Below are 25023 nucleotides of genomic sequence, written 5' to 3'. Positions count from 1 at the left end.
ATATGTCTAGTTCATGGCACATATCGCGCTCTCCCCTCCCGCCGCCGGCCGCTTCCCCATTCGGAAATATGTGCCGGGCATCCTGCTGTGCATCGCGGTCACCTTCGCGGCAATCGGGCTGCAACGCGTCGAAGCTTATGTTTTCGGTCACGATTGGCTGGAGGCGCTGGTGCTGGCAATCCTGCTCGGCACCGCGATCCGCACGCTGTGGACCCCGCACGCGCGGTTTCAGCCGGGAATCACCTTCAGCGCCAAGATCCTGCTGGAAGTCGCGGTCGTGCTGCTCGGGGCCTCGATCAGTTTCTCCACCTTGCTGGCAGTGGGGCCGGCCCTGATCATCGGCATCGCGCTCGTCGTTGTGCTCGCCATCGGCGCCAGCTACCTGATCGGCCGCTTGCTTGGCCTGCACCACAAGCTGGCGCTTCTGGTCGCATGCGGCAATTCCATTTGCGGCAATTCGGCCATTGCGGTGGTGGCGCCGGTGATCGATGCCGACAGCGGCGATGTGGCGTCATCGATCGCGTTCACCGCGGTCCTGGGCGTCGCTGTGGTGCTCGGATTGCCGCTGCTCGTGCCGGTGCTGCACATGTCCGCGACCCAATATGGCACGTTGGCCGGTCTGACGGTTTATGCTGTGCCGCAGGTGCTAGCGGCCACCGTGCCGGTCGGCGCGCTCAGCAATCAGGTCGGCACGCTGATCAAGCTCGTGCGCGTGCTGATGCTCGGCCCGGTCGTGCTCATGCTGTCGCTGTTCGGCCATCGCCTTGGCGGCGGCTCGGCGTCGGCGAAGCGTGTTTCCGTTCACCACCTGGTGCCCTGGTTCATCGTCGGCTTTCTCGCCATGGCGGCGTTGCGCTCCTGTGGCGCGATTCCCGCCGGGCTCGCGGCCCCCGTCACGACCCTCGCCTCCCTCCTCACCGTCGTGTCCATGGCGGCGCTCGGACTTGGTGTCGATGTGCGGATGGTGGCACGCGCCGGCGTGCGTGTGACAAGCGCTGTGATCCTGTCGCTTCTGGTGCTGGGCGCGATCAGCCTCGCGTTGATCTACGGCCTGCATGTGGCTTGAGCCGCTGGGCCGCTGGCTCGGATGATAGGCAAAGCCTATTGACCCTTCGGAAGAATTGATTTGCATCCCGCCCCACCACGGAGGAAAATACTTTAGAATTGTAATAGACTTGCCGCATGGCGGGAGGGCCCCGGATGATGGGGAAAAGGGATTTCGATGTCGAGTCCGCGCGAAATGTGATCGCGGCGGAACGGGCCGAGGCAATAGCCTTTTACGGGCCAGACGGTGAGACGGCGACAGCGATGTTGCCGATGCTCCATGCGTTGCAGGAAACCTTTGGCTATGTGGACCGCGCGGTGATTCCGCTCATTGCTGACAGCCTGAATGTGTCGAAGGCCGAAGTGCACGGCGCGATGACTTTTTATCATGATTTCAAGGACAAGCCGCAGGGCGCGCATGTGCTGAAAATCTGCCGCGCCGAGTCGTGCCAATCCATGGGCGCCGAACGCGTCGTCGCGCATCTCGCCGCATGCGGGCACAAGGCCGATACGACCTCCGCCGATGGCCGTCTTTCGATCGAAACGGTCTATTGCCTCGGCAATTGCGCCCTTTCCCCGGCGGCCATGCTGGATGACGAGTTGATCGGCCGTTTCGATGAAGAGGCCGCGGATTCGGTTCTCGCCCTCGCGAAGGAGGGTCGCTGATGACGCTCCGTCTCTATGTCCCCGATGATTCCGCCGCCCGCTCGGTCGGGGCCGACCGGGTCGCCAAAGCCTTGGCCGAGGAGGCCGGCAAGCGCGGCGCTGAGGTCGAGATCGTCCGCAACGGTTCGCGCGGAATGTTCTGGCTGGAGCCGCTGGTCGAGGTTGCCACCGACCGCGGCCGCATCGCCTTCGGACCGGTGAAGCCCGCCGATGCGCCCGGGCTGCTTGAGGCGATTTTGGCCGGCACGAGCCATCCGCTCGCCCTGGGCCTGACGGAAGAGATTTCCTATCTGAAGCGCCAACAGCGCCTGACCTTCGCGCGGATCGGCGTGATCGAGCCGTTGTCGCTCAGCGATTACCAGGCGCATGACGGGTTCCAGGGCCTTGCCAAAGCGCTCGCCATGCAGCCCGCCGAGATCGTCGAGGAAGTGGTCGCCTCGGGCCTGCGCGGGCGTGGCGGTGCGGGCTTCCCGACCGGCATCAAATGGCGGACGGTCGCGGGCCTTCCCTCGCCGCAGAAATACGTCGTCTGCAACGCGGATGAAGGCGACAGCGGCACATTCGCCGACCGCATGGTGATGGAAGACGATCCCTACATGCTGATCGAAGGCATGACGATCGCGGGCCGCGCGGTCGGGGCGACGAAGGGCGTGATTTACATTCGCTCTGAATACCCGTCCGCGGTGGAGCGCATGCGCGACGCGATCCGGCTCGCCAAGGCGGCAGGCCACATGCCGGATTTCGATCTCGATGTGCGTGTCGGCGCCGGCGCCTATATCTGCGGCGAGGAAACATCGCTACTGGAGAGCGTAGAAGGCAAGCGGGGAGTGGTGCGGGCCAAGCCGCCGATTCCGGCGATCAAGGGCCTGTTCGGCAAGCCGTCGGTCATCAACAACGTTCTGTCCTTTGCCGCGATCCCGTGGATCTTGCAGCACGGCGGCAAGGCTTATGCCGATTACGGCATGGGCCGTTCGCGCGGCACGATGCCGCTGCAGCTCGCCGGTAACCTCAAGCATGGCGGCATTTTCGAAACCGCCTTTGGCCTTACCTTGCGTGAAGTCGTCGAGGATATCGGCGGCGGCACGATCTCGGGCCGCTCCGTGCGTGCAGTGCAGGTCGGCGGGCCGCTGGGCGCCTATTTTCCGTCACGTTTGCTCGATACAAAGCTTGATTACGAGGCCATGCTCGCCGTCGGCGGCATGCTCGGGCATGGCGGCATCGTCGTCTTCGACGATACGGTCGATATGGCGGCGCAAGCCCGCTTTGCCTTTGCCTTCTGTGCGGCGGAAAGCTGCGGCAAATGCACGCCGTGCCGCATCGGCTCGACCCGCGGTGTCGAGACGATCGACAAGATCCGCCTCGGCTTCGAGCGTGACAAGAACATCGAACTCGTCAAGGATCTCTGCACGGTGATGACCGACGGCTCGCTCTGCGCGCTTGGCGGTTTGACCGGCTTGCCGGTCATGAGCGCGCTGGAGCACTTTGGCGAAGACTTTGGGCCACAGCCAAAAGCCGTGGCAGCGGAGTGACGATCATGCGGATAGTTCATTCTGATCCAGTTTGGGAGCGCTTCCATGTTCATCCGTGAACTCGACACCGGCACGCCGATCCGCGTTTCCGAAAAGACCGTCACGCTCACCATCGACGGCGTCTCCGTCGCGGTGCCCGAAGGTACGTCGGTCATGGCGGCGGCCATGCAGATGGGAACAAAGATTCCCAAGCTTTGCGCCACCGATATGGTCGAGCCGTTCGGCTCGTGCCGCATGTGTCTGGTCGAAATCGATGGCCGCAAGGGCACGCCGGCATCGTGCACGACACCGGCCGAAAATGGCATGGTGGTGCACACGCAGTCCGAGCGCATTCAAAAATTGCGCAAGGGCGTGATGGAGCTTTACATCTCCGACCATCCGCTCGATTGCCTCACCTGCTCGGCCAATGGCGATTGCGAATTGCAGGATATGGCTGGCGCCGTGGGTCTGCGCGACGTGCGTTACGGCTACGACAACGCCAAGCATAAGCAGGGCCCCAAAGACGAGAGCAATCCCTATTTCACCTTCGATTCGTCGAAATGCATCGTCTGCTCGCTCTGCGTGCGCGCGTGCGAGGAAGTGCAGGGGACGTTCGCGCTCACCATCGAGGGCCGCGGCTTCGGCTCGAAGGTTTCGCCCGGCGGGCTCGACTTCCTCAGCAGCGAATGCGTCTCCTGCGGCGCCTGCGTGCAAGCCTGCCCCACCGCGACGCTCAATGAGAAGAGCGTGATCGAAATGGGCACGCCCGCCAAGGTCACGGTGACGACCTGCGCCTATTGCGGCGTCGGCTGTTCGTTCCGCGCCGAAACCATTGCCGACAAGGTCGTGCGCATGGTGCCGGACAAAGCCGGTAAGGCGAATGAGGGCCATTCCTGCGTGAAGGGCCGCTTCGCCTTCGGCTATGCGACCCATAAGGACCGCATGACCAAGCCGATGATCCGCGCCAAGATCACCGATCCCTGGCGGGAAGTGTCCTGGGACGAGGCAATCAATTACGCTGCTTCCGAGTTCAAGCGCATTCAGGCGAAATATGGCCGCGATGCCATCGGCGGCATCACCTCGTCGCGCTGCACGAACGAAGAAACGTTCCTGGTGCAGAAGCTGATCCGCGCCGGTTTCGGCAACAACAATGTCGATACCTGCGCCCGCGTGTGCCACTCGCCGACCGGCTACGGCCTCTCGCAGACTTTTGGCACCTCGGCCGGAACCCAGGATTTCAAATCGGTCGACAAGGCCGATGTCATGCTGGTGATCGGCGCCAATCCGACCGACGGTCATCCGGTCTTTGCCTCGCGGATGAAGAAGCGTTTGCGCGAGGGCGCGAAACTGATCGTCGCCGATCCGCGGCGCATCGACCTCGTGAAGTCGCCGCATGTTGAGGCGTCCTACCACCTGCCGCTGAAGCCGGGTACCAATGTCGCGCTGGTCAATGCGCTCGCCCATGTCATCGTCACCGAAGGCTTGGTGCAGGAAGATTATGTGCGCGAGCGTTGCGACCTTGCGGCGTTCGAATCCTGGGCGCGTTTCGTGGCGCAGGACATCAATGCGCCCGAAGCCATGGAAACCTACACGGGTGTTCCCGCCGCCGACGTGCGCGCCGCCGCGCGGCTTTACGCGACGGGCGGCAATGCGGCGATCTTCTACGGCCTCGGCGTCACCGAGCACAGCCAGGGCTCGACCATGGTGATGGGGCTCGCCAATCTCGCCATGGCGACGGGCAATATCGGCCATGACGGCGTCGGTGTGAATCCGCTGCGCGGACAAAACAATGTACAGGGCTCGTGCGACATGGGCTCCTTCCCGCACGAATTTTCCGGCTACCGCCACGTCTCGGATGACGCGACGCGCGACATGTTCGAGGCGCTCTGGGGCGTCAAGCTTTCGGCCGAGCCGGGCTTGCGCATTCCCAACATGATCGACGAGGCAATGGCTGGCCGGTTCTTAGGCCTCTATGTGCAGGGCGAGGATATTGCGCAATCCGATCCGAATACGAAACACATCACTGGCGGCCTTGCGGCGATGGAATGCGTCGTCGTCCAGGACCTGTTCCTCAATGAGACGGCGAAATATGCGCATGTCTTCCTGCCGGGCTCCTCGTTCCTCGAAAAGGACGGCACCTTCACCAATGCCGAGCGCCGCATCAGCCGCGTGCGCAAGGTGATCGAGCCACTCGCCGATTACGCGGATTGGGAAGTCACGCTGAAGCTCGCCGAGGCATGGGGCTATCCCATGCATTATGCGCATCCAAGCGAGATCATGGATGAGATCGCCGCGTTGACGCCGACCTTCAAGGGCGTGTCCTTCGCGAAGATCGACGAAATGGGCTCGGTGCAATGGCCCTGCAACGACGCCGCGCCGCAAGGCACGCCGATCATGCATGTCGACCATTTCGTGCGCGGCAAGGGCAAATTCATGATCACCGAATTTGTCGCGACCGACGAGAAGGTCGGGCCGCGCTTCCCGTTGCTGCTCACCACCGGCCGCATCTTAAGCCAGTACAATGTCGGCGCGCAGACGCGGCGCACCAGCAACAATGTGTGGCACAACGAAGATGTGCTCGAAATTCACCCGTTCGATGCGGAACAGCGCGGCATCAACGATGGCGACCTCGTGGCTCTGATCAGCCGGCAGGGCGACATTTCGCTGCGCGCGCAGATTTCGGAGCGGATGCAGCCGGGCGTCGTCTATACGACTTTCCATCACGCGCGCACGGGCGCGAATGTGATCACCACCGATTATTCCGACTGGGCCACCAATTGCCCCGAATATAAGGTGACGGCGGTGGAGGTACGGCGCACCAACCATCTGTCAGGATGGCAGGAAGAGGACCGCGAGACGGAAGTGACGAGGCGGCGGATTTTGGCGGCGGAGTGAGGCGTGTGAAGCCTTTTCTGTCGAGAAGGGATTCGCGCATAGCATCAATGCCGCGGCGCGTCTCCTTCTCCCAAAGGGAGAAGGTGGCCGACGAAGTCGGTCGGATGAGGGGACACCCTTGCGAGAGTGGCCGCGACAAGAATCCAGCCAATGATAGTTCCGAGTCCCCTCATCCGTCATGCTTCGCATGCCACCTTCTCCCTTTGGGAGAAGGAGACGCGCTCAGTCATCCCGCGTACTTCCCTGAACAGAGGCGCTGTGAATTGGGAGGCGAGATGTGACCAGCGATAAATCCGCTTCCCTCTCTCCCACAATGCCAACCAACGCCCGCGCCTTCACCTACGCGGGCGCCTCGCAACCGATCACGCGCACCATTCCAGTCGAGACGCCGGTCAACATTCTCTACGGCAATCAGCCGTTCGCCGTGATGATGGCGAGCCCGCAGGATATCGAGGATTTTTGCGTTGGCTTCAGCCTGACCGAAGGCATCATCGATCGGCTCGACGACATTCGCGCCATCGAGATCGAGACGAAAGACAAGGCCGTGCTGGCGCGCATGAGCATCGCGGCCGACAAGATGCAGCGGCTCCTGGCCCGCAGCCGCAACATGATGGGCCGCACTGGGTGTGGCCTGTGTGGCATCGAAGATCTGGCGCAGTTGAAGCGGGATCAGGCGGCGCGGGTGGCTCTCGATCCGGCTGCGCCCGTTTCCGCCGCCGCGATTTCTCGTGCCTTGCAGCAACTGGAGGCGATGCAGCCCTTGAACGCGCTGACCCATGCGGTGCATGCCGCGGCTTTCGCCGATGTGGCGGGCGACCTCGTGCTGGTGCGCGAGGATGTCGGTCGGCACAATGCGCTCGACAAATTGGTTGGTGCGCTTCTGCGCAAAGAGCGCAGTGCGGCGGCGGGCTTCGTCGTCATTTCCAGCCGCGCGTCGTTCGAAATGGTCGAGAAGGCCGCTGCAGTCGGAGCACATACGTTGGTGGCGATTTCTGCGCCGACTTCGCTCGCCATCGAGCGGGCGCGCGATCTTGCGCTCACTATGATCGCCGTCGCCCGTCACGACGGCGCCATCGCCTTTACCGGCGAACTCAATATTCTGACCGGAGGTCTTGCCGCATGAAGGGCGCCGAAAAACTCGTTTACATGGCCAATCAGATCACTGCGTTTTTCCGGACGCAGCCGCATGATGACGCAGTTGTGGGCATCGCCGAGCACCTCAAGAAATTCTGGAATCCGGTGATGCTGCGCGATATGGACGCGCATATTGCCAAGGGCGGCGAGGGGCTGGATCCGCTGGCGCTGGAGGCGTTCCAGAAGCTGCGCAAGGCGGCATAGCGCGTTGGTGCCGGCAAGCTATCCGTTCGCCGTCTCCGCCGCACTTTCCTCAACAAATTTCTGCACAAGCCAGCGCGCGGCGGGCCCGAGCGGCGTTTCCTTCAGATGGGCGATGACTAGGGGAAAGACCGGCATGCGGTCCGAGCCTTCCCAACGGTCGGGCTTGAGCGCGACGAGACGGCCCGCGGCGAGATCCGCCGCGACGCGGGGATAGGGCATGCTGCCCCAGCCGACGCCGCCGAGCAGCAATTGATGTTTCATATCGAGGTCGGTCACGCGCCAGCGATTGGCGGCATGGACGCCAAAGTCGCGGCCGTCGCGAGTCTCGCTGCGCGCTTCGAGTACGATCTGCGTGTGGTCCTGCAGCAGGTCGCTGCCGAAGGAGGCGGGGAGGTGCGCCAGGGGATGGCCGGGCGCGGCGACGGCGACGAGACCGACGCGCGTGCAAAAGCGGCGCTCGAACGCGCCGTCTAAGGGCGTGAATTCGTTGATGAGGGCGAGATCCGCTTGCCGGTCGCGTAGCGCATCCGTGCTCGTATCGGTGGATTCGATCGAAAGGCGGATCTGGACGGCCGGAAAGGCGGCATTGAAGGCCCGCAGAACCCGCGCCAGGAGTTCGCCGGGAAAATAGGCCGTTGCCAAAAGCGTCAATTCGGCTTCGAGTCCCTTGGCGATGCCGCTCGCCTGCAGCCGGTAATCGGCGACGTCGTCCAAAACGCGCCGCGCCCGTGGCAGCAGCGTCGCCCCCGCCTCGGTGAGGGTGGGGCGGTATTGGCTGCGGTCGAACAGGATCAGACCGCTCTGGTCCTCAAGCTTTTGAATGGCATAGGTAATTGCCGATTGGGCGCGGTTCAGCCGGCGGGCGGCCGCGGCAAAGCTGCCTTCGTCCGCGATCGTGACGAAGACGAGAAATTGGTCAAGCGACAGGGCATCCATAGATATTCAAAATATCAGAACGTTTTATTCGAAACAATTACAGTATTTTTGTTGTTTGCACTGCGGCATGGTGGCCGGGAAATCGATGCGAAGCCGTCTTTCGCACGCCCCTACAGACCGCTCGCCGGAAGGAAAAGATCATGGTCGATACCCGTACCGCTCCCTATGCCGCTCTGCTGCTGCGCCTCGCGCTCGGCATCCTGTTTCTGGCCCATGCCGGCCTGAAGATTTTCGTCTTCACCCCCGCCGGGACGGCGCAATTCTTCGGTTCGCTCGGCCTGCCGCCGGCGCTCGCCTATGTCACGATCGTGTGGGAACTCGCCGTCGCGGTCATGCTCATTCTCGGCCTCTGGGCACGCGTCGGAGCGCTCGCCGGCATTCCGATCCTGCTCGGCGCGATTTTCACCGTGCATGGCGCGGCCGGGTTCTTCTTCAACAATCCGAATGGTGGCTGGGAATTTCCGGCGCTCTGGATCGTCGGCCTGATCGCGGTCGCGCTGATCGGCGACGGCGCCTATGCTCTGAAATCCGGCAAATCGGCGACTTTGCGTCCGGCAACCGCTTAAGGTGCTGTCATGTCGACTTATCATGCTCCCGCTCAAACGCGTATCGGCCACATTCACTTGAAAGTGGCCGACCTCGGCCGGGCCGTTGCCTTCTATCGCGACCTGATGGGATTTGATCTCAACTTCCAGTTGGACAGCTTCGCCTTCCTTTCGGTGGGCGGCTACCACCATCATATCGCGCTCAACACGTGGGAGAGCAAAGGCGCGTCGCCTCGGCGCGGACCGGGTGTCGGCCTCTACCATTTCGCGCTCAACTATCCGACCCGCAAGGACCTTGCGCGCGCGTTGCAGCGCCTGGTCGAGGCGGGATATCCGATCGATGGCTCCGCCGATCACGGGAGCCATCTTGCGATCTATCTCAACGATCCGGACGGCAATGGCATCGAACTCGCGTGGGACCGCGATCCGAGCTACTGGAGCGACTGGATCGATGGCCAGATGACCAGGGAAAAAGCGCGCGAACTCAACAAGCCTTTCGATCTTGTCGGGCTGCTGCGCGAAGAGCTGGAGCCGGCCTAAACGCGGGGGGCGGTGCGGCCGCTCTCCCTCACGCATTTGCGATGTGAAAGTTGGCGCGGTTCGTGCATGCTGGCAGATGACATCTGACTCATGCACGGAATGCCGATGACCACAGGCGCCGACATTATCGCAACGCATCTTTACGCCGCGGGATGCCGCCACGCGTTCGGCATTCCCGGCGGCGAAGTTCTGGCCCTTGTCGACGCACTCGACCGGGCGGGTCTCGCCTTTCATCTCGCCAAACACGAAAACGCGGCTGGTTTCATGGCCGAGGGCGTCTGGCATGCGACGGGCGAGATCGGCGTTCTCGTCGCCACATTGGGACCAGGCGTCACCAATGCGATCAATGTCGTGGCCAATGCCTGGCAGGATCGCGTGCCGCTGATTTTCCTGACCGGGCGGGTCGATCCGGCTGAAGCCGAGACCTTCACCCATCAGATCCTCGATCATCAGGCCGTGCTGCGACCCGTCGTCAAGGCGAGCTTGATGGCCACGCGCGGCGCGGTTGCTGCCTGTATCGCCAAGGCGATTGCCATTGCGCGTGACGGCCAGCCGGGCCCCGTCCATGTCGATGTGCCGATCGGCGTCGCCGAGGGCGAGGAGCGCGAGAGCGGGTTGAAGCTGCGGGCACCCGTGGCGCCTGCCGCGCCGGCGCCAGGTCCCGCGCTGGAAGAGGCGCGGCAATGGCTGCAGGCGGCGCAGCGTCCGCTGGTGATCGCCGGTGTCGATGCGATCAACCACAATGCCCATGCTGCTATCGCCGATTTTTGCCGCGCTCAGCAGGTGCCCTTGCTCACGACCTATAAGGCCAAGGGGATTTTGCCGGAGACGGATGCTTTGGCGCTGGGCGGCGCCGGCCTGTCGCCGAAAGCGGATCGTATTTTGCTGCCGCTCGTCGCTGCAGCCGATGTTATTCTCCTCGCCGGTTATGATCCGATCGAGATGCGCATCGGCTGGCGCGACCCCTGGCCCGACACAGCGCGGGTCATCGATCTGTGCGCGGTGCCGCCGACCCATTTCATGCATGCCGCGGCGAAGGTTTTCGTCGGCGATATCGGCGCATCGCTGCACGCGCTCTCGCAGGGGCTCACAATGTGCGCACATTGGCCGCCGGGGCGGATCGCGCAGGCAAGAGCCGATCTCGTCGCGGCCTTCGCGCCGGAAGCGGAATGGGGGCCGGGCGTGGTCTTCGATGTCATCCGTCGGGTCGCACCATCGGAGACCGTGATCACCGCGGATTCGGGCGCACATCGTATTTTGTTGAGCCAGATGTGGACGTGTCCCGCGCCGCATCACTTCTTGCAGTCGACCGGGCTCTGCACCATGGGCTGCGCGCTGCCGCTGGCCACCGGCTACAAGCTTGCCCGTCCGCAAAGCCCTGTCATTGCCGTCATGGGCGATGCCTGTCTGGAAATGGTGCTGGGCGAGCTTGCGACGCTGCGTGACCTCAAACTGCCGGTCGTCCTCGTGGTGCTGGTGGATGAAACCCTCGCGCTTATCGCGCAAAAGCAGCGGGCGATGCAGAAAAAGCGTGTCGGCGTCGATTTCGGCGGGACGGATTTTGCCGATGTCGCTGCTGCAATGGGCGGGACAGGTGTCTGGGTCGAGGATCGGGTGACCTTGGCGAGCGAAATGCGCAACGCCCTGAAACGGCACGGCCGCTTCACGCTGCTGGCCTGCCGCATCAGCAAGAACGCCTATGAAGGACGGATTTAAGACCGAAGGTCGCGAGAAGCGGCCTTTGGGCCACTCTTCATTTTTCGCTTTCACCTTAAGAGACGAAAAATGAAGAAAGGAACCAACGGTTACAAAGATTGACCGTTGGTATGAATTTTGACTCACGCGCTCGTGATGGCGGCATGACCGGTTGTGATGTGCCGCCGTCACCGACTTGATCCATAGTCTCGTTCAATGAGAGGGCCGACCATGCTGACGACGGATCATAGCGGATTGGACATGACGGGTTCGCCCGAGGCGGCGCGCGCTTACGGCGAGATGGTCGAGCATTTCCTGAGCCACGGCAAAGAAACGCCGCTCGCGCTCAACCGGCTTTTCGAGGCCGACCCGGAATCGATTTTGGGCTGGTGCGCGAAAGGTTTCTTTTCGCTGTTGCTGGGGCGCGGCGAACTCATTGCGGTGGCGCGCGATGCGCTGAGCCGTGCGGCGAGCGCGTGCCGCGAACATAGCGGGAGCATGCGCGAGGCGCTCTACGTGCACGCTTTGCGCGAAGGCTGTGAGGGCCGCTTCACCGGGGCGATCGAGCGCTTCGAGACGGTTCTGGCGCAATGGCCCGCCGATTCCTTCGCCGCCAAACTCTCGCATGCCATGCGCTTCATGCTCGGCGACGCGCGCGGCATGCGCGCATCGATCGATCGCGTTCTGGAGCATGTCGGACTCGACCACCCGCATATCGGCTATCTGCTCGGTTGCCGTGCCTTCGCGCTCGAAGAAACCGGCGCTTATGAGGAAGCCGAAGTGATCGGCCGTCGCGCGCTCTCGCGGGCGCCACGCGATGCCTGGGGCCTGCACGCGGTCAGCCATGTGCATGAAATGACCGGACGGGCGCAAGAGGGTTCGGAATTCCTAAGCGCGAACGAACACGCGATTACCCATTGCAACAATTTCGCCTTCCACGTCGTCTGGCATCAGGCTTTGTTTCAGCTCGAACTGGGGCAAAAGGAGGCGGCGCTCGACCTTTACGACAAGCGCATCCGGGCGGAGAAGACGGACGATTACCGCGACATTGCCAATGCCGCGTCGCTGCTCACGCGCCTCGAACTCGATGGCGTCGCGGTCGGGCGGCGCTGGGAGGAACTGGCCGATATTGCCGAGCGGCGCATTTGCGACCGCACGCTCGTCTTCGCCGATCTGCATTATCTGCTCGCGCTGACTGGCGCGGGGCGGATCGGCACAGCTTGTGCATTTATCTCGACATTTTTGGATGGCACGTCCCATCATGGCGATCAGCATATCGTGATCCGCGATGTCGGCACGACGATTGCCGAGGCGCTGACCTCGCATGCGATCGGCGAATATGATGTCGCGGCGCGCGAACTGCTATCGGTGCGTGACGAGATCTATCGTGTTGGCGGCTCGCATGCGCAGCGCGACGTGTTCGAGCAGGTGCTGCTGGACTCGCTGGTGCGGGCTGGGATGAGTGCGGAGGCGAAGATGCTGCTGACGCAACGGCTCAGCAAGCGGCAGCACAACAATTTTGCGGCCGTGCGATTGGCACGGCTGATGAACGGTCAGGAGCCCTTGTCGCTGCGTCGGATGAGGTCATGATCCCTTCTCCCGCTTTGCGGGAGAAGGGAAAGGCGCTTATCGGCTGAACTTCTTATACTTCAACCGGTGCGGGATGACGGAATCAATCCCAAGCCGCCGCTTCTTGTCTTCCTCGTAATCCTGGAAGTTGCCTTCGAACCATTCCACATGACTGTCGCCTTCGAAGGCGAGCATATGGGTGGCGACACGGTCGAGGAAGAAGCGATCGTGCGAGATGATGACGGCGCAGCCGGCAAAATCCTGCAGCGCATCTTCCAGCGCCCGCAACGTATCGACGTCGAGATCGTTGGTCGGTTCGTCGAGCAGCAGCAGGTTGGCGCCGCTCTTCAGCATTTTGGCGAGATGCACGCGGTTGCGCTCACCGCCCGAAAGCATGCCGACCTTCTTCTGCTGGTCGCCGCCCTTGAAGTTGAAGGACGAGCAATAGCCACGCGAATTGATTTCGCGTTTGCCGAGATAGATGATGTCGTTGCCGCCGGAAATTTCTTCCCACACGGTCTTGTTGTCGGCCAGCGCGTCGCGCGACTGGTCGACATAGCCGAGCTGCACGCTCTCACCGATCTTGATCGTGCCGCCATCGGGCTTCTCGCTGCCGGTGATCATGCGGAACAAAGTCGTCTTACCGGCGCCGTTCGCGCCGATCACGCCGACGATGCCGCCCGGCGGCAATTTGAACGACAGATTGTCGATGAGCAGGCGCTCGCCATAGCCTTTCGAGAGATGCTCGAAATCGATGACATTGTTGCCGAGCCGCTCCGCCACCGGGATGATGATCTGTGCGGTCGAGGGCGCCTTGTCGTTCTGCTTGGCGACGAGGTCCTCATAGCGCTGGATACGCGCCTTCGATTTGGCTTGGCGGGCCTTCGGCGACGAGGCAATCCACTCGGATTCGGCTTCCAGCGCCCGCTGGCGCGCTTCTTCCTCGCGGCCCTCCTGTGCGAGGCGCTTCTGTTTCTGCGTCAGCCAGGAGGAATAATTGCCTTCGTAGGGAATGCCGCGGCCGCGGTCGAGTTCGAGAATCCAGCCCGTGACATTGTCGAGGAAGTAGCGATCGTGGGTGACGATCAGGATCGCACCGGGATAATTGCGCAAATGCCCTTCCAGCCAATTCACCGTTTCGGCGTCCAAATGGTTGGTCGGCTCGTCGAGCAGCAGCAGTTCCGGCTTTTCCAGCAGCAGCTTGCACAAAGCCACGCGGCGGCGCTCGCCGCCCGACAGCTTGGTGACGTCGGCGTCGTCCGGCGGGCAGCCCAGCGCATCCATCGCCTGCTCGACCTGGCTGTCGAGATCCCACAGGCCTTGCGCCTCGATCTCGTCCTGCAGGCTGGTCATCTCGTCCGCCGTCTCGTCGGAATAATCCATCGCCAGTTCGTTGTAGCGGTCGAGAATGTCCTTCTTTTCCTTCACGCCCAGCATGACATTGCCGCGCACGTCGAGCGTCGGGTCGAGCTGCGGCTCCTGCGGCAGATAACCGACGCGCGCGCCCTCCGCGACCCAGCCGTCGCCGGTAAATTCGGTGTCCATGCCGGCCATGATCTTGAGCAGCGTCGACTTACCGGAGCCGTTGACGCCGAGAACGCCGATTTTCGCATCCGGGTAGAAGGACAGGTGGATATTCTCCAACACCTTCTTGCCGCCCGGATAGGCTTTGGTGAGACCCTGCATATGGTAGATGAACTGGCGCGCCATGATGGTTCCGCTGGTGGGGGAGATCGTGGCGAAGGGGTAGCAGGGCCAGCGCGCAGAAACAAGGGCACTGCGTCTCGCCGATTATGAACCGGCGCGCAAGACACATCGTCGTTAAACAGAAAACATTATCGCGTGGTCAATGTTTAGACGGCCACCCGGGTACAGGAGGGTTTTGCGACTGATATCTTAAGAGAATGGTCGCTTGAGAGTAAAATGACTAACGGTAGTTGACCGTACAATCCTTAGGGGCTACCCGATTTAAGCGCATTTGCTACAGCGGCACCGATCTTTTGAGCAAGATCCTCGTTGCTTGCTATGGTTGAGGGCTGAGCCTTTCCATTTTTATCAGTTTGACTCGGACCGAAGGTCAAAATCAATTCATGGGTTCGCTCTCGTTTTGCGTTAATCAAGTTTAAAGAGCCATTTCCCGTTGTGACGCGCAATAGTTTCCATGTTGGCGTAAAGCCGCCACTTGTCACCACATCGAATTTAATATCATATGAAACGGCTTCTTGCTGTACCGAGCGCGATGTTCCAATACTTGATCTTACATTCATTGCGTTATTTAACCAACCATAAATTCCAAGATCGCCATCAATTAAAAGCGATCCACCGGTGAAGTCGGGTGCCATATATTTCTTACATTCAGGCTGATCACCCTCTAAGTCCGACACGAGATAATAAAATGTATACTTGTGAGTATTAGTTGCGTCTGCTGAAATGGATGCCCCGACAGCGGTCGAGTATGATCGAGACACTGCACTGCCAAAACTTTTGGCAGGCGATAAGGGATCGATAAATGTTGCTCCAGGATTTATCGATGTATTCTCTTCTGCTGCCAATTGAATCGTCAATTGCACTCCCCATTTATCTGGTAGAGGTTTTATATATTTCATAGTACCATTATAATATTCTTCGTAAGGTGTCCTTATTGAGGGATTATTGATATCTGAAACTGCTTTTTGCAACTCGCAAAAAATCTTAGATTTGATTTTTACTTCCAAGTTGTTGGGGCTGTCCGTGCGATTTTCCGATGAAATATCACTCATTTGCGGAGCCGTAATTCCGCAGCCAGAAACGAAACTTGTTACAAATATAGTGCAAAAGGGAAATATCAATTTCGAATTGGTCACGATCAGCCTCCAATAACAATTTGGAAGATAAGCATGGGGGATCATTTCGTATCTATCGTTGAAAGTCGGTTTATTGAAAAATGCGTCGCTCCGATGTACGCTTCGTATTGTTCGCACGCTCCGGCTTGCGGAGCCTGCAATTCCAGTGCATTGGCTTCGCAATGTGCGCCACCACATCCAACAACGCAGTATTTCTTATCTGGAGGGCACTGGCCGCAAGGATTTGCTGTTGCTGCAAGTATAGAGCCCGAGTACATCGACATAATAATAGCAAGAGTTAATTGAATGTGCATGTATTCCTCCATATTTTGAGTAGAGCAAATAGAAAAATAATCATCTTATTTCAGAATATCGTTATAGAATGGGATTAAACTATGGGAATTTCTTATTTCGACCTTTTTTATTATCTTCGGGTTCCTGCAAATTTTCGCGCCATTTACGAAAGATTTTCGCGAGATTCCTGCTCTGATCTCAAACTGATTGGATTCCTGCGCCCTAAACTCCATTGCCTTGATTTGCAAACCAAGGTCCTAGTACTTCCATCCGTGTAAGTCTGCTCACAAAGTCAGGCTGTATGTTCCGCTACTCTCCCCCAACCTGTCTTCCTCGATTTCTGGGGGTGTCGATGTTGGACCGGGATCTGCTCTCTTTCACAGAAGCCATCCATTATGATTCATTGATTGTTGGGGGGCGCCGGCAGAGCGACGGCGCGATCCGGATCGGGGCGGAAACGCGCCTTTACAACATCGATCCGCAATTCGTGCTAGATTGCGAGCCGCTAGCGCGGCACGAGGTCATCGGTCGGCGTTTTGCGATGTACCCGTATATCACGTGCGTCACCGCGGACACGGCGCATAGCTAATAAATTTAGCTAGATCTTTCTCTGCCCAGCACATGTTGTCGTAGACCTTGATGGCGCCTGTTATGATGCTTTTGCCGCGGACGCCATGGACGATGCAGCTCCTGGGGCACATGAGGCCATTGCACTTTCCGTCGTGAAGGACGATGGCCGAGGCATGCTGCGCGAAACACGAATTCGTATAGGTTTGGACCTGTTTCGTTGTAGGATCGGCGGCGCAAACGGGCTTTACGATTTGCGGGCAGGCAGCAGCAAGGACATTGTTGGAAAACGTTAGTGCGACAAGCGCAGTGAATATTTTGATCTTGTTTATCATGCTTGCCCCCGCATTGTGATCACAATTTGTCAATACGGATCGCTTGACTCGCCACGCTCGTACGAAACCACTTTAGTAGCGCCAAAGTTCCCATTTGCGACTTTATCGGCAGCACCCTCAGTATTTTGTCGCGTGTGAGCCATATCACAAATCCCGCTTCAATCTTCCACTACTCTTCCCCAACCTGTCTTCCTCGATTTCTGGGGGTGTCGATGTTGGACCGGGATCTGCTCTCTTTCAGAGACGCCATCCATTACGATTCATTGATTGTCGGAGCGGGCGATCGGCAAAGTGATGGGACGATCCGGATCGGATCGGAAACGCGCCTTTACAACATTGATCCGCAATTCGTGATCGATTATGGCTCGCTTGCGCAGCACGATGTCATCGGTCAGCTCTTCGCGATGTATCCGCATATCGTCCAAGTCGTCGCGGTGGAAAAATATCGGCAATTGCGTACTGATTCCGAAGGCGGCCATGTTTGCGGCATCTCGTCGGGGCGCAAGATTGCCGATTACCTTTTACGTTACGGCTTTCATCACTTGCTGCTGGCCGGGTTAGAGAGTTCCTACGGCTTGGCGTGGACCACTCTGTATCGAAAGAACAAGAACGATCCGTTCACGGCAGAGGAATCGGAGCGCGCCAAATACCTGGTGCCGACCTTGCTCTATCGGTGGCAGTCGCGATGGGCGGTTCGCCGCGCGGAACTTTCGCTACCGGCGACGCTGCTGCCACTCACCGCCCGTGAGGTGCAGATCGCCGCGCTCAAGGCCAATGGGTTGCTGTCAAAAAACATTGCCGATCGCCTGAATCTCGAAACCTCGACGGTTGAGGACACGCTCAAGAAAATCAAACGACGTCTGCATGTGGTCGGGCGTAAGCTTTGTGCCGAGGATTTGCAAAAATTTCGGGGTTAATCACATATCCTTCCGCTAACGTCCAAAAAGGTCGCTGCTATCTGTTGGAAAGCGTTGTCCGCTCCCAAGTCAGCGACCGGATAGCCGCTGCCGAGCGACCTCCGCAAAAAATTGCGCGCCGAAAATCAGGCCGGCGTCGTTGAAATCATAGGACGAATTGTGCAGCGGCTTGGATTCCGAGCCGTTGCCCATGAACATGAAGCAGCCCGGCACATGCGCGAGGAACTGGGCGAAATCCTCGGACGCGGCGATCGGCTCCTTCATTTCAGCCACCCGATCTTTCCCGACGACGGTCTCGGCGGCACGCAATGCCTCGCGCGTCGCCGCGGCATCGTTGATGAGCGGCACGAATTCGTGGGTATAGGTGACGGTTTCCGCAACGCCGTAGGCGTCTGCGATGCCCTGCGTGATGCGCCGCATCTGCGCCTCGATGGCGGCACTCACATCCCGCTTGAACGAGCGCGCGTCGCCCAGGATACGGGCCTCGCCTGGCAGGGCGTTGCGGGTGCCGTCGGTGATCAGTTCGGTCACGGAGACGACGGCAATATCGGTCGGGTCGAGGCGCCGCGCCACGATGGTCTGCAGATTGACGACAAGGGCGCAGGCCGCGACCAGCACCTCGTGGGTGGCATGTGGCCGCGCCGCGTGGCCGCCGAGCCCGTGCAGGGTGATCTCGAAATTGTCTTCCGCCGACATGACCGGTCCGGCGCGGGTCTCGAAGCGCCCGATGGGCATGCCCGGCATATTGTGCAGGCCATAAATTTCGTCGAACGGGAAACGGGCGAGCAGCCCGTCGGCCAGCATGGCTTTCGCGCCCTTGCCCCATTCCTCGGCCGGTTGGAAGATGAAGCGGATCGTGCCGTTAAAATCCCCGGTCTCGTGCAGCATTTTCGCCGCGCCGAGCAGCATCGCCGTGTGGCCGTCGTGGCCGCATGCGTGCATGACGCCCGGCGTTTGCGAGGCATAAGGGAGGGTGCTTTGCTCGGCGATCCGCAAGGCATCCATGTCGGCGCGCAGGGCAATGGCGCGGTTGCCGGTGCCGCGGCGCAAGGTTGCGACGATTCCGGTGCCGCCGATGCCGGTCGCAATCTCGTCGAACCCGAAGGCGCGCAGCTTCTCAGTGACAAAGGCGGCGGTGCGGGTTTCCTCGAAGCCGAATTCCGGATGCGTATGCAAATCGCGCCGCCATTGCGTCATGTCGCGGTGAAGCGCGTTCAAATCCATGTCTTTCATTCGAGTTCAAATTCCCACAAGGCGCGTCACCACATCAAGTAGCACATTGGCGCCGTCCACAAGTGCTGCGTCAGCGGTATATTCGCGCGGATTGTGGCTGATGCCGTCCTTGCTCGGCACGAAGATCATCGCGGCGGGCGCGATGCGCGCGACCATCTGCGCGTCATGTCCCGCGCCGGAGGTCATTCGCCGCACGCTCAAGCCGCGCGCGGCGGCGGCCTCATCGATCAGCGCGACGATTTGCTTGTCGAAGGTGACGGGCTCGAACCGTACGAGGCGCTCGACGGTATAGGTGACGTTTTCCCGCGCGGCGATCTCGTCGAGGAAAGCCTGCAGGGCAGCTTCATCCTGGCGCAGGCGCGCCTCGTCGGGATTGCGCAGATCGACCGTGAACGAGGCCCGGGACGGAATGACATTGATCGCATTGGGTTCGAAAGCGATCGAGCCGACCGTTGCCACCGAGCCGCTGGTGTTGGCCTTCGCGCGTTCATGCACGAAGGCCGCAACCTTCGCCGCGGCATAGCCGGCGTCGCGGCGCAGCGCCATGGGCGTCGTGCCGGCGTGATTGGCGACACCTTGCACCGTGATGCGCTGCCAGGAAATGCCCTGCAGCGTTTCGACCGCGCCGATGGCTAGGTTTTTGTGCTCCAGCACCGGCCCCTGCTCGACATGCAATTCGACATAGGCGTGCGGCGTCGCAAACGGCGCGTCCCTTGCCCCGGCATAGCCGATGCGCCGCAGTTCATCGCCCAGCACGGTGCCGTCGATGCCGACGCGCGCGAGCGCGTCTTCAACGCTAAGGCCGCCGGCATAGACGAGCGAGCCCATCATGTCGGGCGTGTAGCGCACGCCTTCCTCATTGGTGAAAGCCGCGACGGCGATGGGGCGCGCCGGCGCGACGCCCGCTTCTTTCAGCGCCGCAAGGACTTCCAGCCCTGCCAGCACGCCGTAGCAGCCATCGTAGATGCCGGCGTCGATCACCGTATCGATATGTGAGCCGATGAGCAGTGGGTTCGCGTCGGTGTCCGTACGCCAGATGCCGAAAATATTGCCGATCCGGTCGATCGCGACCTCGAGCCCCACCGCTTCGAGCCAGGCGACAAGCTGGTCGCGTCCCGCCATGTCGGCGTCGGATGCGGCAAGCCGTGTCAGCCGGCCTTCGGCATCGCGCCCGATCGCGCCGAGTTGCTGAATGCGGTCGAGGAGCCGCGCGGCGTTGATTTCAGGGTTTTTCATGCCGTCCCCCGCGCGATAGTCGCTGCAATCTCTTGCGGATCCTTGCCGACCAGGGTCCGGTACACCATGGGGTCGGTTGCGCCTTCCGTGTTGATGACGAAGATGCGCGCATTCCGGTCGAGCTGCAATTGCGCCGCGATTGACGGATCGCGCATCACGCGGATCAGCCCGGCGAGGCCAACGCCACCGCTCTCGCCCGCGACGATCGCTGGATCGCCCGCAAGGGGCCGGGCAAGGCGGTTCATGATGTCAACGGCATCTTCCTCCTCGACCGTCATGAAACAATCGGCGACGCGGGCGAGTACGCGCCATGCGATTCTGGAGGGTTCGTAGCATTCGAGCATGGCCATGACGGTCGGCTCGCCATGCGGCACTTTGACGAGATGTCCGGCTGCCGCAGTGGCGTATAGGCAGGCGGCGCGCGCGGGTTCGACAACGATGACTTTCGGGCGCTGCGCCCCGAAGCGCAGGGCGAGATGTCCCGCGACGGCAGCGGCAATGCCGCCGACCCCGGCTTGAACGAAAACATGGGTGGGTGGCTCGGCAAGCTGTCGCAACGCCTCGCCGACAAGCGCCGTATAACCTTGCGCCACGAGGCCGGGGATGTGCTCATATCCCGGCCAGGACGTGTCGGAGACGATGGCCCAGCCCTTTTCGTCCGCGACCCGTGCCGCTTCCGCGACCGAATCGTCATAGGTGCCCGTCACCCGGATAATCTCGGCGCCGAAGCCGGCGATGGCGGCGGCGCGCCCGTCGCTTACGCCGGAATGGATGAAAATCTTGGATTTGGCCCCGACGAATGCCGCGCCTTGCGCGACCGAGCGGCCGTGGTTGCCATCGGTCGCGCAGGCGAAGGTGAGGTCTTGCGCCAGGGCGCGCACGTCGGGCATGGTCAGTTCGCTCATATCGACCGGTCGTCCCAAGCGCGCCGCGGCATGGTCGAGAGCGAGGCAGGCGACGGCATAGGCCCCGCCAAGCGCCTTGAAACTGCCAAGGCCGAGACGCTGGCCTTCGTCTTTCACATGGATCGCGCCGACGCGAAGCTCCGCCGCAAGGCGGGGCAAAGTGTGCATCGGCGTCACCGCGTGATCCTCGCGCTGGGCGAGGAAGCGCTCCGCCTTGGCAAGGCCCTCGGGGCCCAGCATCGCCGCATCAGCCGGATCGAGCGGCCGGCCGTAATCGTCGTGCCGATTGAAATGAAACATCGCGCAAGTCCTCCAAGACGGCGGAAATATATTGCGCAATACGTGGAATATGGGCTCTATTTTCGGTCGCCTTTTGCAATTTTGTTTCGTGAGTACCTGCGCATGGCCGCCAATTCCTCGCCCCTCGACGCGTTCGATCTCGCCATTCTCGCGATCTTGCAGCGCGACAACAAGATTCCGCAGCGGACCATCGGCGAAAGGGTCAATCTGTCGGCGCCGGCGGTGCAGCGGCGCATCCGGCGCATGGAGGAGGACGGCGTGATCGCCGCGAATGTGGCTGTGGTCGACCCGGCGCAGGTCGGCCAGCCGATCACGATCTTCGTCGCGGTCGAAATGGAGAGCGAGCGGGCGGATTTGATCGATGCGGCCAAGCGGCAATTTGCCGCCACGCCCGAGGTGCAGCAATGCTATTACGTCACCGGCGAGGCGGACTTTCTGCTCGTCCTGCTGGTGCCGACCATGGCGGCCTATGAGGCCCTCACCCGGAAGTTGTTCTTCACCAACAATAATGTGAAGAAATTCAAGACCTTCGTCGCGATGGACCGGGTCAAGACGGGCCTTGAGGTGCCGCTCGGTTGAAAGGAGCGCGGGCGTCCCGCGCGCATGCGACCGGGACGGTCGCGGTCCGTTCGGCGTCGCTCGTGTGGTACCCATTAACCGCGTTTGCAAATCTGCGCCTTTCTCTCCGCAATCTCCCCCCAAATTGCCAAATTTATCTGTTGGGAAAGGACGATGTATCGCGCTTTGTCTGGTCTTTGCCTTATTCGGCCATTATCACCCAGGCTCAAGAGCGGATTTTGGAGAGATTATATGCAGCCCGAGAGTGTTCGGATCGAGCCGGTTCTAAAGCCGGTCACGCCCCTCGTCACCAGCAGTCCCCCCGCACTCGTTTTGGCGTCCGACGCCTCGAAAATCCCGCAAACTTCGGCTTCCGCCTCGAGCGCCGAGCTTCTGGCCGAACTTGCCGCCCATAAGCGCGCAGAATCCCCGTTCACCATCGGTATTTTCGGCGCGGCGGGGGCGGGCAAGACCTTCCTGCTCACCCGCACGCTGGAGCGGCTGCAGCAGCTCACGACAGCTGCGGCCAAGCTGGGCGCCGACAGCCCGTTTGCGTCCCGTTTGGTGGTGGCCAAGCTCGACGCCACCAAGCTCGTCGGGGATCCGGCGACCGCCGTCGCCGCAAGCGTCCATGCGGCGCTGCTGCAACCGGCCGCGGGAGGAAGCTCCTACAGTCTGATCGCGCAGGAAGCTGCCCATGCGACCTCCGATCCGCAGACCGCAGCACGCGATGCCCGCGAGCGGCTCAACGATGCACACCGCCGGCTCGACGGCGAGCGCCAGACCCTGCAAGAAATTGAGGGCCGCAGGGCCAAGCTGAACGAGACGATGCTCTATGATGCCGGTTCTGGTGTCGACGCCTATGCACGCGCCAATCGCAGCCGGATCGAGCAGCGCATGCGCGCTTTCGGCTTCGTCGCGAATGATCCGATCGTCGCCTATAAGGATGTAGTCCGCGACGTCTCCGGCGCCGGCAGCGCCATGCCGTGGGCGACGGTCTTTCTGCGCTCGCTCTGGGCCTTCGGCAGCCAGATGCGCTGGCTCGTCGGCGGCGTGCTGCTGTTCGCCCTCTCTTGGCTTCTCGGCTACGCCTATGACCATCACAAGGACTGGATCTCCCACATCTGGGGCTTGAGCAGCGATTTGGCGCCCGCGGCCCTCAGCCTGCAGAGCAATGTCATCTGGCTCTCCTATATCGGGTCGGCCTTCTTCTGGCTGGCGCTGCTCTGTTTCGTCTTCGTCATTGGCCGCGCGTTTCTCTTCACTCAGCCCATCGTGCGCGGCGTCGCCTTGCTGAAGACCGATGTGGCGCAGCGCCGGGTCGATCTGGAGACGCAGCATCAGCACCAATTGCGCCGGGTGAACACTTTGACCTCCGAGGCGGCGCAGGCCTCGGTTCTCGCCGAAGAGGCCGAACGCCGCGCGCCGAAACAGACCGGCACGGCCTATATCACGCCCGATTTCATCAAGGCTTCGACGCCCGCCGATGGCGCGCGCACCTTCCTCACTGCCCTTTCGGGGCTGCTGCAGAACCGCGAAAGCGCGGCGCCGCGGCCCGATCGCATCGTCGTGACGCTGGACGGTCTTGATGCGCTCGATCCGCAGGCCGCCGCCCACGTGCTGAGCGATGTCCATGCGCTGCTGGCGCATCCGGGTTTCATTCTGCTGGCCGCGATCAATCGCGCGCAAGTCGCACAAAGCTTCGGCGCCGATACGGCCGAGCGGCTGGAGAAGATCGTGCAGTTGCCGCTCGACGTTTCGGGTATTTCCGACAGCCGCGACAATTTCGTCGGCCGCTTCATGGACCGCGATGTCGCTGCCTTGCCGAATGCCGAAATCGATGCCGGCCATTCGCAACTCGACGGTGGCTGGAGCGAGCAGGACACGACGTTGTTGAAAGCGCTCGGGCCGATCGCCGCGCCGACGCCGCGTGCCGCCAAGCGCTTCCTCAATCTGGTGCGTTTCGCGCGCGTGCAGGCCATCGAAGCGCAGGACGGTCCGGCGCAATTCGCCAGCCTCGCCCTGGCGCTCGCGGTCGCATCCGGCGGGACGGAGGATGAGCGCGCCGGGCTGCAGCGCCTTGCGGATGAGTCCGAGCCCAAGCAAAAGTTGGAAGTGCCGGATCATCCGCTGCGGCTTGCCGCCGCGATCGTCGCGGCGCGCATGCATGCGGGCAAGGCATTGACGGCGGGCGACCTCGGCCGCGCGCTGAAATTCATTCGCCGTTACGCCGTTTAAAGGCGTTGAGAGCAATGCGCGCCCTCTGTGTTGCATTGTTCTTTCTCGCGTTGCTTGGCGGCGCCCGCGCCGCCGAGTGCACGGTCGAAGCACCGTGCCACACCGCGCATGGGCAGTATCTCGTGCATGTGCCGAGCGGGTGGGACGGCAAGAGCCGCTTGCCGGCGGTGGTTTTCTTTCACGGTTATAAGAGCAGCGCCGCGGGCGAGATGAATGTGCCGGATATGGTGCATTTCTCCGATGTGACCGGCCATTTGCTGATCGTGCCCGATGGGCTCGACACGAGCTGGTCATTTCCAAATTCGCCAAACCAGAAGCGTGATGAACTCGGCTTCATCGGTGAAGTGCTGGACGATGTCGATCATCGCTTTCCCATCGATCATGCGCGGCTCTGGGCCTCGGGCTTTTCCGTCGGCGGCTCGATGGCCTGGTATGCCGCATGCTACATGGGCTCGCGCTTTGCCGCGTTCGCGCCCGTCGCCGGATCTTTCTGGACGCCGATGCCGAAAGATTGCCCGTCAGGCCCCGCCAATATCCGGCACATTCACGGTTTGACCGACCGGACTTTTCCGCTGGAGGGGCGCGGCATCCGCAACGACACGTTCCGGCAAGGGGACACGTGGGTTGGGTTCGATCTGTGGAAGAAGATCGACGCCTGCAAGCCGGAACCGACCCGCATCGAGAAGCAGGGCACGATGATTTGCCGGATCTGGCAGGGCTGCGCATCGGGCCGCGAATTGCAGCTTTGCCTGCATCCGGGCGAGCATGAGATCGATACGCAATGGCTGATCGACGATGCCCATTGGGTTGACGGGCTTGCGAAAGCTGGGGCAGTCCGCTGATCGATAAGCATGCTGCCTGCAGGCGGAATCTGAATGTACC

At 61.4% G+C, this 25023-nt stretch carries 22 protein-coding genes; 15 read left to right on the top strand and 7 right to left on the bottom strand.

What is annotated here, in order from left to right; all coding sequences use genetic code 11:
• Positions 1 to 13: 13 nt before the first annotated feature.
• From V9T28_RS15785 to V9T28_RS15760, 6 genes are all read left to right on the top strand, one after another.
• Positions 14 to 1066, top strand: a complete 1053-nt coding sequence (locus V9T28_RS15785) for a YeiH family protein (protein ID WP_116400011.1) — start codon at positions 14 to 16, stop codon at positions 1064 to 1066.
• Between the two features lie 134 nt (positions 1067 to 1200).
• Entirely contained in the window at positions 1201 to 1710 is a 510-nt protein-coding gene (locus tag V9T28_RS15780) for an NAD(P)H-dependent oxidoreductase subunit E (protein WP_245424028.1), read from the top strand.
• Positions 1710 to 3239, top strand: a complete 1530-nt coding sequence (locus tag V9T28_RS15775; RefSeq protein ID WP_116400010.1) for a formate dehydrogenase beta subunit — start codon at positions 1710 to 1712, stop codon at positions 3237 to 3239. The genes V9T28_RS15780 and V9T28_RS15775 overlap by 1 nt, the downstream gene beginning before the upstream one ends.
• Positions 3240 to 3284: 45 nt before the next feature.
• Positions 3285 to 6113 (top strand): formate dehydrogenase subunit alpha, encoded by a 2829-nt coding sequence (gene fdhF, locus V9T28_RS15770; RefSeq protein ID WP_116400009.1) that lies wholly within the window; start codon positions 3285 to 3287, stop codon positions 6111 to 6113.
• A 277-nt stretch (positions 6114 to 6390) separates the two neighbouring features.
• Positions 6391 to 7236 carry a formate dehydrogenase accessory sulfurtransferase FdhD gene (fdhD, locus tag V9T28_RS15765; protein WP_245424027.1) on the top strand — a complete coding sequence of 282 codons (846 nt, stop codon included), beginning with the start codon at positions 6391 to 6393 and terminating at the stop codon, positions 7234 to 7236.
• Positions 7233 to 7451: a formate dehydrogenase subunit delta gene (locus tag V9T28_RS15760; RefSeq protein ID WP_116400007.1), complete on the top strand. Its 219-nt coding sequence runs from the start codon at positions 7233 to 7235 to the stop codon at positions 7449 to 7451. The genes fdhD and V9T28_RS15760 overlap by 4 nt, the downstream gene beginning before the upstream one ends.
• 18 nt (positions 7452 to 7469) lie before the next feature.
• On the opposite strand, the gene V9T28_RS15755 is transcribed toward V9T28_RS15760, so the two are convergent.
• Complete coding sequence (locus V9T28_RS15755; RefSeq protein WP_116400006.1) at positions 7470 to 8387, bottom strand: LysR family transcriptional regulator; 918 nt, start codon at positions 8385 to 8387, stop codon at positions 7470 to 7472.
• A 140-nt stretch (positions 8388 to 8527) separates the two neighbouring features.
• Between V9T28_RS15755 and V9T28_RS15750 the strand changes: the two genes are divergently transcribed.
• The 4 genes from V9T28_RS15750 to V9T28_RS15735 all read left to right on the top strand — a co-directional run bounded on the left by V9T28_RS15750 (position 8528) and on the right by V9T28_RS15735 (position 12757).
• Positions 8528 to 8953, top strand: coding sequence for a DoxX family protein (locus V9T28_RS15750; RefSeq protein ID WP_116400005.1), 426 nt, complete (start codon positions 8528 to 8530; stop codon positions 8951 to 8953).
• 9 nt (positions 8954 to 8962) lie between these two features.
• Positions 8963 to 9472, top strand: a complete 510-nt coding sequence (locus V9T28_RS15745; protein WP_116400004.1) for a VOC family protein — start codon at positions 8963 to 8965, stop codon at positions 9470 to 9472.
• A 105-nt stretch (positions 9473 to 9577) separates the two neighbouring features.
• Positions 9578 to 11188, top strand: coding sequence for a thiamine pyrophosphate-binding protein (locus tag V9T28_RS15740; RefSeq protein ID WP_116400304.1), 1611 nt, complete (start codon positions 9578 to 9580; stop codon positions 11186 to 11188).
• A gap of 210 nt (positions 11189 to 11398) precedes the next feature.
• Positions 11399 to 12757: a tetratricopeptide repeat protein gene (locus V9T28_RS15735; RefSeq protein WP_116400003.1), complete on the top strand. Its 1359-nt coding sequence runs from the start codon at positions 11399 to 11401 to the stop codon at positions 12755 to 12757.
• Positions 12758 to 12793: 36 nt separating this feature from the next.
• Here the strand turns inward: V9T28_RS15735 and ettA are convergent, their stop codons facing one another.
• The 3 genes from ettA to V9T28_RS15720 form a co-directional block, all read right to left on the bottom strand.
• A complete protein-coding gene (gene ettA / locus V9T28_RS15730) occupies positions 12794 to 14446 on the bottom strand; it encodes an energy-dependent translational throttle protein EttA (protein WP_116400002.1) in 1653 nt (550 codons plus the stop codon).
• 242 nt (positions 14447 to 14688) lie between these two features.
• On the bottom strand, positions 14689 to 15579 hold the full coding sequence (locus tag V9T28_RS15725; RefSeq protein ID WP_147306409.1) for a hypothetical protein: 891 nt from the start codon (positions 15577 to 15579) through the stop codon (positions 14689 to 14691).
• 41 nt (positions 15580 to 15620) lie between these two features.
• Positions 15621 to 15872, bottom strand: a complete 252-nt coding sequence (locus V9T28_RS15720; protein ID WP_147306408.1) for a hypothetical protein — start codon at positions 15870 to 15872, stop codon at positions 15621 to 15623.
• Positions 15873 to 16526: 654 nt separating this feature from the next.
• Here V9T28_RS15720 and V9T28_RS15715 point away from each other — a divergent pair.
• Both V9T28_RS15715 and V9T28_RS15710 read left to right on the top strand, forming a co-directional pair.
• Positions 16527 to 16715: a hypothetical protein gene (locus tag V9T28_RS15715; RefSeq protein ID WP_147306407.1), complete on the top strand. Its 189-nt coding sequence runs from the start codon at positions 16527 to 16529 to the stop codon at positions 16713 to 16715.
• A 173-nt stretch (positions 16716 to 16888) separates the two neighbouring features.
• Complete coding sequence (locus V9T28_RS15710) at positions 16889 to 17671, top strand: helix-turn-helix domain-containing protein (RefSeq protein ID WP_199500055.1); 783 nt, start codon at positions 16889 to 16891, stop codon at positions 17669 to 17671.
• 69 nt (positions 17672 to 17740) lie between these two features.
• Here V9T28_RS15710 and V9T28_RS15705 read toward each other — a convergent pair whose 3' ends face one another.
• The 3 genes from V9T28_RS15705 to V9T28_RS15695 are packed head-to-tail and all read right to left on the bottom strand — an operon-like array spanning position 17741 to position 21345.
• Positions 17741 to 18904, bottom strand: a complete 1164-nt coding sequence (locus tag V9T28_RS15705; protein ID WP_116399998.1) for a M20 aminoacylase family protein — start codon at positions 18902 to 18904, stop codon at positions 17741 to 17743.
• A 6-nt stretch (positions 18905 to 18910) separates the two neighbouring features.
• The gene (locus V9T28_RS15700) at positions 18911 to 20140 is read right to left on the bottom strand and encodes a Zn-dependent hydrolase (protein WP_116399997.1); all 1230 of its coding nucleotides are present in this window, start codon (positions 20138 to 20140) and stop codon (positions 18911 to 18913) included.
• Positions 20137 to 21345 (bottom strand): diaminopropionate ammonia-lyase, encoded by a 1209-nt coding sequence (locus V9T28_RS15695; protein ID WP_116399996.1) that lies wholly within the window; start codon positions 21343 to 21345, stop codon positions 20137 to 20139. Before V9T28_RS15695 ends, V9T28_RS15700 begins: the two co-directional genes overlap by 4 nt.
• A gap of 102 nt (positions 21346 to 21447) precedes the next feature.
• Here V9T28_RS15695 and V9T28_RS15690 point away from each other — a divergent pair, with 102 nt between their 5' ends.
• The 3 genes from V9T28_RS15690 (at position 21448) to V9T28_RS15680 (ending at position 24983) form a co-directional block, all read left to right on the top strand.
• Positions 21448 to 21924, top strand: a complete 477-nt coding sequence (locus V9T28_RS15690) for an Lrp/AsnC family transcriptional regulator (protein WP_116400303.1) — start codon at positions 21448 to 21450, stop codon at positions 21922 to 21924.
• A gap of 231 nt (positions 21925 to 22155) precedes the next feature.
• Entirely contained in the window at positions 22156 to 24141 is a 1986-nt protein-coding gene (locus V9T28_RS15685; protein ID WP_158554747.1) for a P-loop NTPase fold protein, read from the top strand.
• Between the two features lie 14 nt (positions 24142 to 24155).
• Positions 24156 to 24983, top strand: a complete 828-nt coding sequence (locus tag V9T28_RS15680) for an alpha/beta hydrolase family esterase (RefSeq protein ID WP_116399994.1) — start codon at positions 24156 to 24158, stop codon at positions 24981 to 24983.
• The last annotated feature ends 40 nt before the right edge of the window (positions 24984 to 25023 follow it).

This window comes from Methylovirgula sp. 4M-Z18 (assembly GCF_037890675.1).
Lineage (GTDB): Bacteria > Pseudomonadota > Alphaproteobacteria > Rhizobiales > Beijerinckiaceae > 4M-Z18.
Note: the sequence above shows the minus strand (reverse complement) of the source record. Positions and strands in the feature narration are given on the sequence as shown.